At 72.5% G+C, this 15,670-nt stretch carries 16 protein-coding genes; 7 read left to right on the top strand and 9 right to left on the bottom strand.

Features of this window, described 5'->3' with window-relative positions; all coding sequences use genetic code 11:
- Positions 1–6: 6 nt before the first annotated feature.
- The 4 genes from ACFV04_RS01585 to ACFV04_RS01570 form a co-directional block, all read right to left on the bottom strand.
- The gene (locus tag ACFV04_RS01585; RefSeq protein WP_380526056.1) at positions 7–1,266 is read right to left on the bottom strand and encodes a lanthionine synthetase C family protein; all 1,260 of its coding nucleotides are present in this window, start codon (positions 1,264–1,266) and stop codon (positions 7–9) included.
- Complete coding sequence (locus tag ACFV04_RS01580; protein ID WP_380526054.1) at positions 1,263–4,262, bottom strand: lantibiotic dehydratase; 3,000 nt, start codon at positions 4,260–4,262, stop codon at positions 1,263–1,265. The genes ACFV04_RS01585 and ACFV04_RS01580 overlap by 4 nt, the downstream gene beginning before the upstream one ends.
- Positions 4,263–4,348: 86 nt before the next feature.
- Positions 4,349–4,492 (bottom strand): FxLD family lanthipeptide, encoded by a 144-nt coding sequence (locus ACFV04_RS01575; protein ID WP_380526052.1) that lies wholly within the window; start codon positions 4,490–4,492, stop codon positions 4,349–4,351.
- A 90-nt stretch (positions 4,493–4,582) separates the two neighbouring features.
- Positions 4,583–5,467: a TauD/TfdA family dioxygenase gene (locus ACFV04_RS01570; RefSeq protein ID WP_380526050.1), complete on the bottom strand. Its 885-nt coding sequence runs from the start codon at positions 5,465–5,467 to the stop codon at positions 4,583–4,585.
- 177 nt (positions 5,468–5,644) lie between these two features.
- Here ACFV04_RS01570 and ACFV04_RS01565 point away from each other — a divergent pair, with 177 nt between their 5' ends.
- The 4 genes from ACFV04_RS01565 to ACFV04_RS01550 all read left to right on the top strand — a co-directional run bounded on the left by ACFV04_RS01565 (position 5,645) and on the right by ACFV04_RS01550 (position 9,104).
- A complete protein-coding gene (locus tag ACFV04_RS01565) occupies positions 5,645–6,076 on the top strand; it encodes an NUDIX domain-containing protein (RefSeq protein ID WP_380526048.1) in 432 nt (143 codons plus the stop codon).
- 6 nt (positions 6,077–6,082) lie between these two features.
- Positions 6,083–7,228 carry a helix-turn-helix domain-containing protein gene (locus tag ACFV04_RS01560; RefSeq protein ID WP_380526046.1) on the top strand — a complete coding sequence of 382 codons (1,146 nt, stop codon included), beginning with the start codon at positions 6,083–6,085 and terminating at the stop codon, positions 7,226–7,228.
- 659 nt (positions 7,229–7,887) lie between these two features.
- Positions 7,888–8,637, top strand: a complete 750-nt coding sequence (locus tag ACFV04_RS01555; protein ID WP_380526044.1) for an XRE family transcriptional regulator — start codon at positions 7,888–7,890, stop codon at positions 8,635–8,637.
- Positions 8,634–9,104: an NUDIX domain-containing protein gene (locus tag ACFV04_RS01550; RefSeq protein WP_380526042.1), complete on the top strand. Its 471-nt coding sequence runs from the start codon at positions 8,634–8,636 to the stop codon at positions 9,102–9,104. Before ACFV04_RS01555 ends, ACFV04_RS01550 begins: the two co-directional genes overlap by 4 nt.
- A 1-nt stretch (position 9,105) precedes the next feature.
- Here the strand turns inward: ACFV04_RS01550 and ACFV04_RS01545 are convergent, their stop codons facing one another.
- From ACFV04_RS01545 to ACFV04_RS01530, 4 genes are all read right to left on the bottom strand, one after another.
- Positions 9,106–9,651 (bottom strand): HD domain-containing protein, encoded by a 546-nt coding sequence (locus tag ACFV04_RS01545; protein ID WP_380526040.1) that lies wholly within the window; start codon positions 9,649–9,651, stop codon positions 9,106–9,108.
- Between the two features lie 539 nt (positions 9,652–10,190).
- Positions 10,191–10,808 carry an Imm43 family immunity protein gene (locus ACFV04_RS01540; RefSeq protein ID WP_380526038.1) on the bottom strand — a complete coding sequence of 206 codons (618 nt, stop codon included), beginning with the start codon at positions 10,806–10,808 and terminating at the stop codon, positions 10,191–10,193.
- A 143-nt stretch (positions 10,809–10,951) separates the two neighbouring features.
- Positions 10,952–11,410, bottom strand: coding sequence for a MarR family winged helix-turn-helix transcriptional regulator (locus ACFV04_RS01535; protein WP_380334161.1), 459 nt, complete (start codon positions 11,408–11,410; stop codon positions 10,952–10,954).
- Entirely contained in the window at positions 11,403–12,164 is a 762-nt protein-coding gene (locus ACFV04_RS01530) for an alpha/beta fold hydrolase (RefSeq protein WP_380526036.1), read from the bottom strand. Before ACFV04_RS01530 ends, ACFV04_RS01535 begins: the two co-directional genes overlap by 8 nt.
- A 264-nt stretch (positions 12,165–12,428) precedes the next feature.
- Here ACFV04_RS01530 and ACFV04_RS01525 point away from each other — a divergent pair, with 264 nt between their 5' ends.
- The 3 genes from ACFV04_RS01525 to ACFV04_RS01515 all read left to right on the top strand — a co-directional run bounded on the left by ACFV04_RS01525 (position 12,429) and on the right by ACFV04_RS01515 (position 14,995).
- A complete protein-coding gene (locus ACFV04_RS01525) occupies positions 12,429–12,740 on the top strand; it encodes a hypothetical protein (protein WP_380334167.1) in 312 nt (103 codons plus the stop codon).
- Between the two features lie 141 nt (positions 12,741–12,881).
- Positions 12,882–13,649, top strand: a complete 768-nt coding sequence (locus tag ACFV04_RS01520; RefSeq protein ID WP_380334170.1) for a hypothetical protein — start codon at positions 12,882–12,884, stop codon at positions 13,647–13,649.
- A complete protein-coding gene (locus tag ACFV04_RS01515; RefSeq protein WP_380526034.1) occupies positions 13,646–14,995 on the top strand; it encodes a nucleotidyl transferase AbiEii/AbiGii toxin family protein in 1,350 nt (449 codons plus the stop codon). Before ACFV04_RS01520 ends, ACFV04_RS01515 begins: the two co-directional genes overlap by 4 nt.
- A gap of 125 nt (positions 14,996–15,120) precedes the next feature.
- On the opposite strand, the gene ACFV04_RS01510 is transcribed toward ACFV04_RS01515, so the two are convergent.
- On the bottom strand, positions 15,121–15,663 hold the full coding sequence (locus tag ACFV04_RS01510; protein ID WP_380334175.1) for a hypothetical protein: 543 nt from the start codon (positions 15,661–15,663) through the stop codon (positions 15,121–15,123).
- Positions 15,664–15,670 lie beyond the last annotated feature (7 nt).

The raw sequence follows: 15,670 nt of genomic DNA, 5'->3' as shown, positions 1-15,670 counted from the left end.
AGGAGGTCAGGAGGTCAGGAGACAGGCATCCCAGTGGGTCGCCGGCGGGGTGCCGGTGGCGGGAGCGAGCAGGGCGAGGGCGGTGCCGGCGGCGCCCTCAAGGAACCCGGGCCCGGCCATCGCCAGGAGGCGACGGGCCTGTTCGTCGGGGTCGGTGTGGGGCGGGTGGGCGGTGTCGAGGAGCACGGAGGCTCCGGCGCGCAGAAGGGCTGCGTTGCGCGGGAGGGCATCGGCGGCAGCGCGGTGGGCGATGTGTGCGAGACCGGCGTAGCCGTGGCAGGCCGACAGGTCGGTGGTCGCGGCGAGTGCCTTCGGGTCTGCCAGTGCGGTGGCGAGGGTGCTCTCGGCGCGGTGGCGCAGACGGGAGTCGTCGAGAGCGAGAGCTGCGAGTTGCAGGGCGCGCGCGACGCCGGCGGTACCGTAGCACCAGCTCGGCCGCTGTGGCGCGAGTGGTGTGCGCGCGGCGCCGTCGAGGTTGCCGGGGGTGATCCAGTACGGCCAGGCGTGGCCGTCGCGCCAGCGTCCGAGCCACACCAGGATGGTGTGGATGCTCTCGCGCTGACCGTCCACCTCGATGCCCCGTCGTAGCGCGAGGGAGAGGAGGGCGAGCGGGCCGACGATGCCGTGTGCGAGGCCGGAGTTGGCGTGCCCGCCGGGGAACCGCTCGTCCGGCGTTCCGGACGGTCCGTCCTGGGTCCACCAGCCCGGCAGCATTCGGCCGTTGTGCTTCACGCCGGCTGTCAGACGGGTCAGGCAGTGCAGGACTCGCTGGATCGCCTCACCGTCCGGGGCACGGCGGAGAAGTACCGAGCCGACGCCGGCCAGGCCGCGGATGGCGTCGAACTCGGCCAGTGTCGGTAGGTCGCCCCGGGCGATCCGAGCGAGGGTTGCGTCGCAGCGGCGCAAGGCGTTGACAGCGACGGCGCCGTCGAGGTGGGCGAGGGCGTTGCTGCAGGAGCCGGGCCGTGCCTGGGCAGCGCAGGCGAGGGTGTGTGCGAGCGCCGGAGCTCCGTAGTACAGGTAGCTGTCCGCTCCGCTCGTGACCGGGCCGTCGGCGGCGACCGCGAGCCAGGCCCGCGCGGGATCCCAGGGGCCTCGGCCGGTGGCGGCGCGTTCGATGTGGAGCAGGGCGATGCCCGGGGCGCCGTGTGCGAGGGACTGGCGCCAGTGCGGGCGGGACGTCCACGCCGGTGGTGCGTCGGCCGGGTCGGTGAGGAGTTCGGCGATCCGGTCGGACAGCCGTAGCGCGGGATGTGGTGTGGTCATTGGTCACCGTCCCGGGCGAGGCGGGCGAGGGCGGCTGCGCGGGCCAGGTAGAGGACCCGGGCCTCGTCGTCGAAGTCGATGCGGTACGCGCGGACGAAGCTGCAGTGCAGGAGGGAGCCGAGGACGTCGTCCGCCTGCACGCCTTCGGTGTGCGGTCCGGGGAAGTGCAGGCGGTAGGCGTCGAGCGCCCGGTGGCGTCCGGACCAGCTCTCCACGATCGCGTGGCCGCTGGGCACCGCGCGTAGCGCTGCCCAGTCCCGGGCCGGGTCGGCCAGTCGCACAGCCTCTCGGAAGGCCGGCCTGCGAACGTGGACTGGGGCCTGCGCAGGGACGTTGTCGACGAGCCAGCGCAGTCCGGCAGTTGTGGATCCGGTGAATCCGACGGTGAGGGCGACGGCGTGGGCGGCGAGCAGGGCCTGTCGGCCGGGCAGCTCGGTCTGGGACAGCTGGGCGAGGACGGCGGCGGAGTCGGCTCGGAACACCGTCTCCGCCGCGGTCCAGGTGGGACCCTCACCCCACCGCCCGGTCTCCGCGTAGGAGGTGGGGTACGCGACCTCGGACAGCAGACCGGCCCGGTGGAGTTCGGCGGTCCAGGTGCTGATCACGGCTGCGGCGGTTCCGAAGGCGGCCGGCTCGGGCAGGGCGATGCGCAGCCGTAGGTGCTGGCGCGGGTCGCGGAAGCGCACGAACCACCACTTCGGGTTGCCGAGCCGGTTCAGGAGGTCGGGAAGGTGCCGGGAGAGGACGGTGTCCTGACGTTCCAGGTCGCCGTAGAGAGAGGCGAGGAGCACGCGGGAGGCGCCGGGGGCGTCACCGTGGCCACGCCGCAGGACGCGGGCCGGGGTGGGCTTGGGCAGGCGCGGCCACGTCGGCGTCCGGGCGGCGGTGACGGGAACAACGATCTCGTGGGCCCGGCCGTCGGCCCAGCCGAGGTCGGCAGGATCGGGTTCCTCGACGAGGACGGCGTGCGAGGCGAAACAGAGGTGGTCGCGTAGCAGGGCACGGTGGCCCGGATTGTCGAGGTCGAGGGGGAGGCCCTGGCTGCTCGCGGTCAGCAAGACGTGCCGGGGGGCCCGGAGCCGGGCCATCCATGCCATGAGCGCCTCATCCCACCGTTGCTGCGAGGTGCTGCCGGAGGGGAGGTCAGCGGTGATGAGGCGCCAGATGGCGGGGGAGAGGATGACCCGCCCGTGCCGCAGCCGGGGCCGGAAGGGCAGGGCGTGGAGCGAACCCCAGTCGAAGCGGGTGACCTGTGCGGCCTGGGCACGGGACAGCTCGGTGATCAACCGGGCCAACGACGGGGTGTGCGTGCGCAGATTCAGGGCGTGGGTGGCGGCGGCCTCGATCCGAACGCCGAGCGTCGGTGCCGCCAGGTACATGCGCCGCCCGTCGCAGCCCACGGCCAGGTCCTGCGGTCCGAGGACGCCGTCGGTGGTGGGGCGGTGCTCGGCCAGGCTGATCACCAGCTGGCCCGTCGCCAGGCTCCGGGCGACGTGCCCGCTGGCCGGATCCAACGGCGGGAACGACAGCTGGGCGGTGACGGCGTGCTCGTCCATCGTCGGCAGGCCCGTCAGCAGGGCGGTGAAAGCCGCCTGGCGCTCCGGTTCGAGGAGGTGGAGGAAACGGCCGACCGAGACGCCGGCGGCCCGGGACGCCGCGACCACCTCCAACCGGAACTCGCCCCGGTTGAGCGCTTCCCGGTTGCGGGCGTGGACGCGTGCGACCACTTCCAGGTGCGGAGGAATGCGAGGTTCGGCCGGGCCGAGGCCGAGGGAGGTGAGAAGCGCCTCGTCGAGGACGATCTCGCGCGCGCCGTCGAGAGCGGCCCGCTGGGCGAGCGCGGCGAGCAGTTCGTCCCGTTCGTCGAAGCGTGGCTTCTCGGCAGGCCGGGCGCCGGGGTAGCCGTCGGGCCAGCCGATCCCGCTGTCGGCGACCATGTCGAGCAGCGGCACCAGCGTGCCGCGGCCGTAGCGCTCGTAGAAGCGTTGGTGGTAGGTCCGCCATGCCGTGGTGCCGTGGGGAGCGGCGCTGAGTCGGGCGAGCAGGTGGGCGGCCCGCGCCGCCTCGTGGGCCACCGCGCGGGGCAGGGTGAGGTCGGCGTCCAGGCGGAGGTCGACGGCCGGGGCAAGAGGGACGTCCCCTGCGGCCGCGGTGGTGCTCTGGTCCCGCAGGACCTCCATCTCGTCGGCGCTCCCCAGGGTGGTCAGAAGGTGCCGAAGGGGTTCGGCGTCGGTTGCCGGGGCGCGGAGGGCCGTGAGGAGCGCCTGGTGGGCCACGAGTTCGAGCAGGATGCCGAGGACCTGGTCGGTGGACGCCGCGGGGAACTCGATGCGGACCTTGTCGGCCAGGTCGACGAAGCGGAGCGGTCGGCGGGCGGTGGCCAGCGCGAACGCGACGGGGCGGGTGTGGCGCAGGGTCGTCTCCGCAGGGACCGTGGCGCCGCCGGGCTGGACGAGCGGGCGATGGGGGATGGCAAGGCGGTCCCCGCGCACCCGGACGGTGTTGTTCGCCGCCACGTCCAGATGGGCCAGCAGGGCGGGGCAGCGCTCCAGCCGCTCGATCGTCCGGGCGATCCGGGCCGCCGACGCGTGGGTGACGATGTAGTGGTCATCGCCCCACCGCAGGTCGCAGGACGGTCCGAACGACGCCGCCTGCACGCCGGCGAAGTACCCGAACGGGGTGGGGCGGCCGGCGGCGCGTACCAGGTAGCGGGCGGTGGAGAGCACAGCGCGCCGCACGTCCCGCGGCGCGGGCGAGCTGCCGCCGGTCAGCTGGGCGACGCGCCGGGCGAGCCCCGGGCTGGCCACGCCGAGGGCCTGGGCGACCAGCCGGTCCGCCCAAACCGCGCGCAGCCACAGCGCTTGCTCATCCCTTGCTGCGGGGCCGCTGTCGCCCAGGTTCGGCCACGGCGGCACCGGGAGGGCAGGGCGGGCGACGGCGCGCACGAGCGCCACGTCGGCGGCGCGGTAGGGAGCCGTGGAAGCGGGAAGGCGCATGGCCGGGGACCTCGCAGTCGGAGACGGAACGGGGGATGGTGGCCGGTGCTCCAGGAGGGTGTCCTGGAGCACCGGCCGTGAGAGGGTCAGTGCAGGCCGGTGGTGCACGCGCCGCAGGTGCTGCCGCAGCCGTCGTCGGTGAGGGTCTGCAGGCTGGCCGCGTCGGCGGTCTCGACGGTGCGGACGTCGAGGTCGAACTCGTCGCCGACGGCGGTGGGAGCGGTGGCCACGGTCTCGGCCGTGATCTTCTGAGCCAGGTGGTTCCTCCTTGAGGGCTTCCTTGCGGGACCTGGAGCCCGGGGCGCGGGATGCGCCCCGCATCACCAGGAGACGGTGGGGCGGCGGGTCTGCCCTTCGGCGGTCAACTGCGGTGCGCTGAGAGGCCGTTCGTCGAGGTCGCTCGCGGGCTGGGCTTCGGTACGTCGGGTGGCGGGTCGTGCCGGGGACCAGGGAGAGGGGAAGCCGGGGCCGAGGCCGATCGTGGCGTGCGGTTCGCCCAGTGCGCGCAGTACCAACCGCTCGCCCGAGAACGCGGTGCGCCCGTGCAGCAGGCGGTGGTTGTCCAGGACGACGCCCTGCCCGGCGGCCAGGAGCAGCCGGTGGGTGTTCCGGTCGATGGCCTGGCGCAGGGCGGGCAGGTGCGGCTGGGCGTCCGGCGAGAACCGGGCGAGGTCGTCCTGCCGCAGGCGCACCCGCCAGCGGCCGTCGGGCAACTGTTGGAGGACCGGGGCGAAGCGGCCGCTCGATCCGCCGAAGTAGGCGGCCCGGTCCTCAGCGAGTGCCTCGACTGCGGCGGGGTGATGCGCGGCCAGGTCAGCGAGGACGGCCCGGCCGTCGACCAGCAGATTCTCGCCGCCGGCGTCGCCGGACCGGGCGCACGCCAGCAGGAGCAGCCGGGGCGGGGCCGGGTGCTGCGCGCACTCGGTGTGCAGAGCCAGGGCACCGCGCCCCAGGCCGGCGAAGCCCGTCCGTCCGTCGTGGCGGCCGGTGTCGCGGATGACAGTCAGCCCGTCCGGGTCGGCATCCCGGTGATTCCACAGCGAGGACATCAGCCGGTCGGCCGCGAGGAGCACGTCGTCGCGCCTGTCCAGCCTGGCGAGCCGCAGCATCCCGTGCTCGCGCAGCACCTCGCCGACGTGCTCGTGCGCGGCTCCGGCCAGCAGGCCCGCGGTGAACTCCTCACTGTTGGAATCGGAAGACGGCATGGTGTAGCTCCCTCGTGGGACCGAGTCGGTGGGAGGCGACATACTTTCCACGCCCCACCACCCCGATGGAAAGTGACAGATTGTCAAAGAGGGATCACCGGGCTGTGAGGCCTCGCGTGGCCGCGCAACTGCTACCTTCGACGGGCCCGAACCCGCCCGTGCGCCCCGGAAGAAGCGATGACCGGACAGACTGAACAGCCCTACGTGCCAATGGCTTTCCCGATCTCCATCAAGGGCGTCGTGCTCGACCCGCAGCAACGGGTGCTGCTGCTGAAGAACGAGCGCCAGGAGTGGGAGCTGCCCGGCGGGAAGCTTGAGGGCACGGAGACACCCGAGGAGCGGGTGGTCACGGAGATCCAGGAGGAGAGTGGCTGGACGGCGACCGCCGGTCCACTGCTGGACGTGTGGATGTACGAGCCGGTCCCCGGCCGCAAGGTCTTCATCGTCACCTACGGCTGCACTGCCACCGACGCCGATCGGTCCCCGGTCGTCAGCCACGAACACAAGGAGGCCGGCCTCTTCCACCGCGACGAGGTGCCCGGCCTGGTCATGCCGCAGGGCTACAAGGACTCCGTCGCCCGCTGGTACGAACTGCGCGACCGGGCCTGACCAGCGGTGCGGACCGACCCCTACGGCGGCATCCGCTGGCACTGGACCACCCCCAGGGCCCAGGACATCCTGCGCCGCCGCGCCCTGCCCGAGATCCTCCAGCTCCACCGCGAGATCCACGAACTCTCGCAGCAGGAACTCGCCTACCACCTCGGCTACTCCACCAGCTACGTCTCCCGCATCGAGACCGGCTCTCGCACCATCACCGACATCGGGGCCCTGCGCCACATCGCCGAGCGCCTCGGCCTGCCACCGCACTGCCTCGGCATCACCGACGAAGCCGACGGAGACCACCAACTCGTGATCCAGCTCGCCGACTCGGTGCTGCGCCTGGCCGAGATCGCACGCCAGGCCGGTCAGGCCACCACCGCGGTCGCCGAGCTGTGGCCGCTGGTCGCCCGTCTGGAGGCACGCACCGCCGACGGTCACGCCGACCTCGACACCCTGCGCCTGCTCGCCCGAGCCCAGGTCGGTCTCGGCGTCGCCCTCGGCCACGTGCTGCCGGAGGAGCGCTTGGCCACCGCGGCCCGTTGGACCGGCAAGGGCCTGAACGTCGCCCGGCGCCTCGGCGACCCGGGCCTGCACGCCCACGCGCTGCGCCACCACGGCAACGAGCTGCGCAAGGCCGGCTTCCACCTTCGCGCGCTGGACCGGCTCGGCCAGGCCCGCGACAGCGCCCGCACCAGCACCGAACGCGCCGAGGCGGTCGTCCTGCTTGCCCGCGCCGCCGGAACCGCTGGGAACACCGCCGTCTTCGACGCCGCGATCGAGGAGGCCAGCCGACTCCTGGTGGAGGCAGCGCCCACTGCCCTGTTCTCCGGGTTCACGCTGCACGAAGTCCGACTCCGTGGCCTCATGGGGACCGACCGCGTTGCTGAAGCGGTTCACCGACTCGACCGGGCGCCGATGGCCGGGCCGGCAGCGACCTCCCAGTGGCGGATCATCGCGGCGATCACCGCAGGCGAGGTGCTGTTGAGGAAAGGAGATCCGGTCGGAGCAACGCAGCAGCTCGGTAGCGCGATCGACGGTGCGACGCTCCACCGGCTGCCGCACCAGCTGCAGCGAGCTGTGCGGGCGGGCCGCCGTTTGCCCGAGGTCCGGGAGCAGGCGGACGAGGCTCTCGCGCGGCTGCGGGCGGAGATAGCCGCCTGACCTCCGGGCCGACGGTTGGACGGCGATGAACACGGCGAACTCACGCTCCCCCGGGACGATGGGTGGCGGTCGGTTGGGAGGAACTGCCCCAGTCGGTGGAGCGGGTGCCGCTCACGCTCGGCGTGGAGAACGGCACCCCGCATCGATCACCGGGCGCAACCGGTTCGGACCGAAGGGCTCCCGATGGCGGGAAGGCTCCCGAGGGCGGGAGGCAGGGTGACGATGCCGGAAGCACGGCGACGGCCGCGGCATGGGTGCGGCTGCCGCGCCACGACAACGCTCGCACTACCCGGCTGGACGGAGGAGAGGAGGCCGGGCAGTTGCTGGGGTCGCCGAGGTTCCCGTCGAGGTTCGAGGGGGTGGTCGCGTTCATGCCACCTCCGTCAGAGTGAGTTCGCCGTCGGCCCTCGGGGCTGACGTGGATGGCGGTCAGGACACCAGCGGTGCGGACGATGTCGTTGACGATTTGCGGGTTCATGGCGGTCTCCGCAGATGAGTGGGTGGATTTCGATCCGTCCGACCCGATCCGGTCGACTGACGGATACTCAGAATGCCTGTGAAGAAAGGGACATGGTCAGGCCTGAGCTGGACGTCTTGGGACGTCCTCGGTATCGTCTTGAGGTCCCAGTGCGTCCCAAGACGTTCCATCCGGGAGTGCCATGGCGAACGAGCGCCTTCGGTCTGCGCTGGTGCTCCGCGGAGTCACCGAGCGAGAACTGGCGGAGCACTGCGGTGTCGATGCCAAGACGGTGGAGCGCTGGATCCTGAAGAGCCGCGAACCGTACAGGCGGCACCGCCAGGCGGCGGCGGCCAGGCTGCAGACCGATGAGGACTACCTGTGGCCGGACGCGAAGTCCGAGACCCAGCGCCTGGACGAGGCCGACGCCGAGATCGTCCATGTCTATCCCCACCGAACCTCCGTGCCGACGGAGTTGTGGCTGCAGTTCGCCCAGCGCTCTGCGACCGAAATCGGCGTGCTCGTCCACGCCGGTGTCCACCTTGCCGAGAACCCGCGCTGGCACCGGACGCTCACCGAACGGGCCCGGGCGGGAGTCCGGGTCCGGCTGCTGCTCGGTGACCCGGAGAGCTCGGAGGTCGCACGGCGGGGTGAGGAGGAAGAACTCGGCGAGGGCGTCGCGTACAAGGTGCGCGAGGTCGTCAAGCTCTACCGGCCGCTCTACGGAACGCCCGGAATCGAGTTCCGGGCGCACCGGTCCACGCTGCACAACTCCTTGTACTGGTTCGACGACGAGATGCTGGTGAACACCCAGATCTACGGGGTGAGCGCGCCGCTCACCCCGGTGCTCCACCTGCGCCGCGTCGCCGGTGCCCAACTGGTCTCGACCTACCGGCAGAGCTTCGACAAGGTCTGGGCCGGTGCAGTTCCGCTACCGAGGCAGGAATCGTGAGCCGTACCGACTACTTCGACGATCCGAAGGCCCCGAAAGCCCAGCGGATCGTGCCCGCGGTCACCGCGTTCGTGGTGAACGAGCGCGGCGAACTCCTGCTGGAGCGGCGCTCCGACAACGGCCGCTGGGGGATGCCGGGCGGTGTTCTTGAGATCGGTGAGAACCTCCGAGCAGCGGTCGTGCGCGAGGTACGGGAGGAGACCGGCGTCGAGGTCGAGGTCACCGGTCTCGTCGGCACGTACAGCGACCCCGGCCACGTGATCGAGTTCTCCGACGGCGAGGTGCGCCAGGAGTTCTCGCTGTGCTTTCGCGCGAGGCCGGTCGGCGGTCGGCTCGCCGCCGGCTCCGAGTCCTTCGAGGTCCGTTGGGTGCCGCGAGTGGAACTCGAAGGACTGGACATCGCCCCGACGACCCGGCTTCGGCTCGACCACGGGTTCCGGAACGAGGCAGCCCCGTACCTCGGTTGACTCAGCCGGCGTCGGACTCGGCCAGGCGTTTCGCGACCCGGTCGACCATGGCCAGGAGGGCCGGGCGGGCTGCGGAGATGGCGCGATGGACGACGTGGCCGGTGGCGTACCGGCGAAGGACCTCGTCGAGCCTGGAGACCGGGTCGACCACGGTGCCGTCAGGACCGCTGGTGAGGTCGCAGTACGTGATCGCGTCCAGCAGTTCCGACGGCGGCCGGCGGAACTCCGCGAGCACGGCCGACAGGCCCAGCTCGGCCGCCTCCCACTCCGACGACGAGTGGTAGGCGACGAGCGAGCACACCTCGGCATCGACGCCGATCCGACGCAGGTACCGGGCCCCGTCGATCATGTGCTGGCCGGTGTCGACCGCCGAGGACGCGTACCCGACATCGTGGAGAATCGCGGCGACGCGCACCACCTCCTCGTCGGCCCCGAGGACTGGGGCGAGAGTCCGGGCCTGTTCGAAGACCCGGCAGGAGTGCGCCCAGCGCAGGGGGATGTCCGCGAGCAGCGACTCGGCGGTCCGGTACGCAAGGCTCAGGTTCATCGCTCCAGGCTAAGGCGACACAGAACGCGGCAGTGACCGGGTGTGCGGCCCTGTCGACTCGCGTCCGACTGTCCGGCCCGGACCAGCGATGGGCCGAGCGGCCTCCTGGAGACCTCAATGCCGCCGCCTGGCTCCGGTCATACTCGGGACCGTCCCCGCGCGCGGGGATGGCCCCATGGCAGCGGGCTCTCGGCCGTGTTCCGGAACTGTTCCTCGCCCGCGCGTTCGAGACGCAGAAGCGCACGCCTGAGAGGCCTCGTGCGTCTGGTATCGCGACCTGATCGCTGCTCGTTGGACGCGATCCGCCGCCCCGTGGTGCAGCCCTTCGGACACGTCGACGCGGTCGGTCGGGGCGTGGGCCCCGCGCAAGCCGTACCGGCAGCATCTCGCCTTCGGGCCGGCTCGGTGCGCCCGGCCTGGGGAGAAGCGCCGGACCATGCGCGGCGGCAGCGCGTACGTGCGGCCGGGGCCGTGCGTGCGGCCGGAGCGGTGCCGAATTCGCGACGGCCCGTCCCGGTGGTGTGCTGAACGGCGGCCGCTCAGGCGCTCTGGACGGTTCCGATGTCGGGTAGCGCGACGAAGTCGACGCCCTTGGGCCCGAACTCCTGCGCGCCGTCGGCGAACCGCTTCGAGCAGAAGGCGAGACCGAGCAGCGGGATGCAGTCGAGGAGGAACAGGTCGCGCTCCGGCGGCCTGCTGAAGCGGAGTTCCCAGACCTTCTTGATCTGTCCGTCACGACGGAAGTCGATCTTCGAGTTCTCCAGGTCGACCACGTCCTCGACCTTCAGCAGCTCGGCCGGGGGGAACTTCACGAAGAAGTAGTCCTTGCGCGCGATCCGTCGGCCGGTGGTGGACACCGGGTGCAGCCTCGCGGCCTGCCACCGGCCGGTGTCGGTGGACCGCATCAGCGAGAGGAAGTCGCCGCTGACGACGTGCCCGCCGAACGACGTGTGGAAGTCGAAGTCGTAGGCCCGGTCCTTCGTGATCAGCCACAGCTCGGGCGGCAGGTCGGCCGTCGGTGCGCCGCCCGTGGCGTAGTGCCAGGCGTAGTGCATCGGCCGGTCGTAGCCGTCGTCCGAGAACTCTTCGTGGATCACCCCGTTCAGGAACACGGGGCAGCGGGCCTCCTGCTTGGACGCCAATGTGAAGTGCTGCAAGGCCTCCGCCTTCCGTTCGCCGACCTGTCGTCCCCCACCTTCGCCGACCGGCCGTGCGTGCGGGCAGCCGGGGGGTGCAGGGGTCGCTCCTTCCTCGGCGCGCGGTCGACGGGTCCCGTGCGGGTCCCGTGGGGGTCGTGGTGTCAGTCGAGGGCGAGGCGCTTGTTGAGGGCTTCGCCCGAGGGCAGGGTGTCGATGAACCTGTGCAGGAAGTCGAGCATCGCGTCGGTGTCCAGGCCCTCGGCGGCGGCGTCCATCGAGCTGTAGAGGAACTCCTCGATCCCGGCGACCGCGGTGGCCAGGCGTTCGCCCTCGGGGGTGAGGCTGAGCCGGAGGTACCGGCGGTCCGCGGCGTCGGTGCGGCGCTCGACCAGCCCGGCCGCGACGACGCGTTCGACCAGCCGGCTGGGGTTGGTGCCGCTCTCGCACACCAGGAGCTGTCCGAGCCCGTTGAGGGTCAGGGTGCCGTGCTGCTGGAGCAGCCGCAGCACCTCGGCCTGCGACGGGGTGATGCCGTGGGGTTTGAGCGCCTGGATCAGCAACCGGTTGCCCTCGCGCTGGGCTGCCAGGATCGCGAACCGCAGGTGCTCGGCCTTACGCATCGGCGCCCTGTCGGGTGGTCGGCAGCGCGTCGAGGAAGTCCTTGACCGCGCTGGCGTAGGTGGCCGGGTGGGAGAAACGGAACATGTGGCCGGTGTTCGGCAGCACGACCTCGCGGGCGTCGGGGATGCCCGCGAGCATGACCTTGGAGGCGTTCTCGCCGATCAGCACGTCGTGCGAGGGGGTCAGCAGCAGGGTCGGGACCCGGACCCGGCCGAGCGCGTCGACGTAGTCGGCAGTGAGGACGGCCTGCAGGCGGGCGTCGAAGGAGGAGGCCGGGGTGTTCGCGAGGAACAGGTCGCGGCTGCGCGCCTCGCTCCAGGGCACCTGTCCGTTGTCGTCGAACGGGGAGGCGAGGCGGTGGGCGTGAGCCCGCAGCGTCAGCTGCCGGTAGAGCGGGCCGCGGGCCTTGCCGACCACCCGCATCAGGGCCTTCCACGGCTTGGAGTCGACCGGGTTGGCCGCGAATCCGCCGGACAGGACCAGGGCGCGCAGGCCCCGGGGGCGGCGGGTGGCGAGCGCGAGCGCGATGTTCGCGCCGAACGAGTCGCCGACCAGCACGTAGTCGTCCAGGTCCGCGATCGCGGTCTCGACGTGGTCGGCGTAGCGCTCGATGTCGTCGACGCCTTCGGGCAGGCGCAGGGTGCGCTTGGGTGCCTCGCCGTAGGGGGCGAGCTGCTCGGCGCTCCACGGGGCGCCGGAGAAGCAGGGGATGAAGACGAGGGTCGGACTGCTCTCTGTTTCGTTCGTGTTCATATCGAATACATTACGCGACACATGTGTCATGACACAAGTAATCCGGGTCACACGCTGGACCGTCCGGGTCGCCGGTCCCGGTCGGCGTTCCCGGTCGGCGTTCCGGGCAGGGGCGGGTGTGATCCGCGGGCGGGCACCGGGCGGACGCCGGGCGGGCACCGGGCGGACGCGCCGGGGCTCCGGGCAAACCCGGTGACACGCGCGCGCCGGGACGGGAGACTGGGCGACGGACGGTCACCGGCAGTCGGAAGTGAAGGGCAGAGCGTGGCACTGACGAAGAAGGGCTCCCGCCGCATCGTCGTCGACGGCGTGGAGTACCGCTGGCGGGTGAGCAGCAGGCACTGGTGCTGCGACTACGACGGCAGCACCCTCGGGTACGCGGTCGAGGACGCGGCCCGCCCCGGAACGACGCTCGTCGTGGAGACCGGGCGGCCGGCCGTCGCCGAACCGAACCCGGTGCCGGCCGAACTCGTCCTGCCGCGCGAGGTCGCCGCGGGCATCCGGGCCGCGCGGTCGAACGGCTGGACGCCCGACGCCGACGGCGCGCCGTTCAAGCTGCGCCTCTCCGCCGTCTGAACGGCTGAACGCCTGAACGCCTGAACGCCTGAGCGCCTCGGCGGGCCGCCGGCATCGCCGTGGGCCCCGGGCGGGATCGTCGCCGCTGTACGGCCGGGCGCGGGCGGGCCGTTGTCAGAGGGGCTTGGCAGGATGCTCCCCATGCTCGCCACTCGTCCTGACCAGCGACTCGCCGGCCTGCCCGGCGAGTTCGCCCAGCCCGATCCGCCCGACGTCCGGGGCGACTTCGAGGTGCACCTGACCGTGGGGCCCGGTGCCGCCGAGGCACTGGCCGCGTGGGCCGGCGGCCACGGCCTGAAGTTCACGCACATCCTGCTGGAGCGCGGTGCGTCGCCGTCACAGCCGATGCTCACCCTGCGGGCCGCCGGGACGGTGCAGGAGGTCGCGGCGGTGACCGCCCGGACCGCGGGGCGGCTGGCGGCGGACGGGTTCACCGTGCTGCGGGCGAAGATCGAGGCGACGCCGTGGGCGCAGGGCGTCCCGGCCTCGGACGAGGCCGCCGCGCGGCACGGGGTCGGCCGGTACTTCGAGCACCACGTCAAGCTGCTGCTGCCGGCCCCGGATCCGGATCCGGCGGCCGACCGTGCCCGCCGCGACGGTCTGGCCGCACTCGTGGAGCGGCACGACGCGCACCTGTCGCGCAACCCGCGCCGGGTGCGCGAGGACGGCCGGCGCGAGTGGTTCGTGACCCAGCGATGCCGCCTGGTCGGCCTGGCCACCGCGGGAGACCGGCTGGACGCGCTGCTGCACGACCTTGCCGCCGACGACCTCGCCGCCGACGGCCGCGACGTGGTGTCGGTGGAACGCGAGTTCGTCGTCGTGGACAGCGACGAGACCCTGGACGCGGGGTGGATAACCGAGCACGGGCGGCACCGTGCCGGTCCGTACGGAGAGGGAGACCCGAGATGACCGACGACCAGGTCCGGCCGGAGGCCCAGGACCAGCCCGAGCCCCACGCCCGGCCCCGGGACCGGACGCCCGTGGCGTGGGAGGAGCTGGAGTACGGGCCGTGGCAGGACGTCGTGCTGCCCGGGCAGCCGCCGTCGGAGGACGTCCGCGAGGGGCAGGACCTGCCCAGGAGTATCCGGCCGATCGACGACGAGGCGGTGACCCAGCAGCCGGTCTTCGACCCCGCGCTCGCCGGGTACGGCCGCGCCCTCCGGCCCAGCGAACCGGCCTTCGCGGACCCGCAGGTCGCCGACCGCTGGCTCGTCGCGCGGCGCGAGGCGCTGAACACCGTGCTGTCCGCCGTCGCCGGCTCGCGGTGGGCCGACCACCTGGTGCTGCGCGGAAGCATCCTGCTGCGGGCCTGGTACGGGGACGAGGCACGGGAGCCGGGGGACCTGGACTTCGTGGTCCGTCCGGTGGAGTGGCAACTGGAGGACGAGCGCACGGACCGCATGTTCGAGGAGCTCGCCGCCGGTGCCGAACGCCTCTCGGGTACGGTGCGGCTGCACGCCGACCAGGCGGTCAGCGACGAGATCTGGACGTACAGCCGGATTCCCGGGCGCCGGCTCGTCCTGCCGTGGTCCGCACCGGGTGTTCCGGGCGGGACGGTCCAGCTGGACTTCGTCTTCACCGAGCACCTGCCCGTTCCGCCGGAGTCCTACCGGCTCCCCGGCGTGACCGGCCCGCTGCTCGGCGCCACGCCGCAGCTCTCCCTTGCGTGGAAGGTCCTCTGGCTGGTCTCCGACAACCACCCGCAGGGCAAGGACCTCTACGACGCGATCCTGCTCTCGCGCACCGCCGAGGTGCCCTACGACCTGCTGCGGGAGGTCTTCACCCGGTCCGAGGAGAGCTGGTCGCGCTGGCCCCTCCTCCCGCAGCAGATCAGCGGGCTCTACGTCGACTGGGACGAATTCGCCAAGGACTACCCGCAGTTCGCCGCGCCCGTCGAGGAGTACCCGGCACAGCTGCTCGCCGCGCTCCACCCGACCTTCGGCGACCACGGCGAGTACGCGCTACGCGCCCGGTGGCTGGCCCCGCTGACCGAGGAGCTTGCGGACGTCCTGGCGGGCGAGGGCATGGACGAGGTCCAACAGCGCATCGCCCAGAGCCACTTGGGCCCGGACAACATCCTGGTGGTCACCAGTGAGCTGCTCGGCGGCGACCTCGACGGTGCCCGGCGTGCCGCCACCGACCACCCCGGCACCCGGTCGGAGCGGCACACCCGCAAGCTGGCCGAAGCCGCCGCCCGCTACGCCGCTGAGCGGGCCGGTGACGGTTCGGCGGGCGGCGCCGCCGCCGACGGCTGACGCCGGCGCGAGCCGCCGCCCCGGGCGGCGGGCCGTTCGCGGGGCGGCGGTCGGTCCCGGTGCCGCGGCCGGTCCCGGTCCCGGTGCCGCCCCCCGCGGCTCCCCGGGCGGCGGCCGGCCGTTCGTCAGTCCTGTTCCAGCCCGGCCAGGGCGTCGGCGACCAGACGGATGGCGAACTCGTGGTCGTTGTTCCCCGCGACCCGGTTGATGTGCTCCGCGAGCATCACGGCCAAGGCCTCCAGGGGGTTCATCTCCTCGCCGGTCCAGGGCCCGTACTGCGCGCGCCACAGCGACGGGCTCAGCCCGGTGCCCGCGGCGATGAGCAGCCCGGCCATGGTGGGGACGACCTCGGGACGGAAGGTCCTCGGCATCATCCGCATCGTGGCCACCAGGCTGGGCACGACGTACTCGACGACGTCCTCCTCCTGGCGTTCGAGCGACCCTCGCAGCCAGTTCATGAAGACGTAGATGAGGGTGCACGTGCCGTCGACGAGTTCGTCGAGGCCGGTGGAGCCGAGGGACGCGGCGACCTGCTTGATCATCCGCTGTTGCTCGGCGTCCGTCCCGGTCCTGCCGTCGTAGACGGCTTTGAGCCGGGAGTCGATCACCATGAGTGCGGCGCTCACGTCGCCGACGGGAGCGTACTGGGGGTCACAGGGCGATGCCACGGGGGCT

The organism is Kitasatospora sp. NPDC059599 (genome assembly GCF_042735125.1).
Lineage (GTDB): Bacteria > Actinomycetota > Actinomycetes > Streptomycetales > Streptomycetaceae > Kitasatospora.
This window is presented reverse-complemented; position numbering and strand designations above follow the sequence as displayed.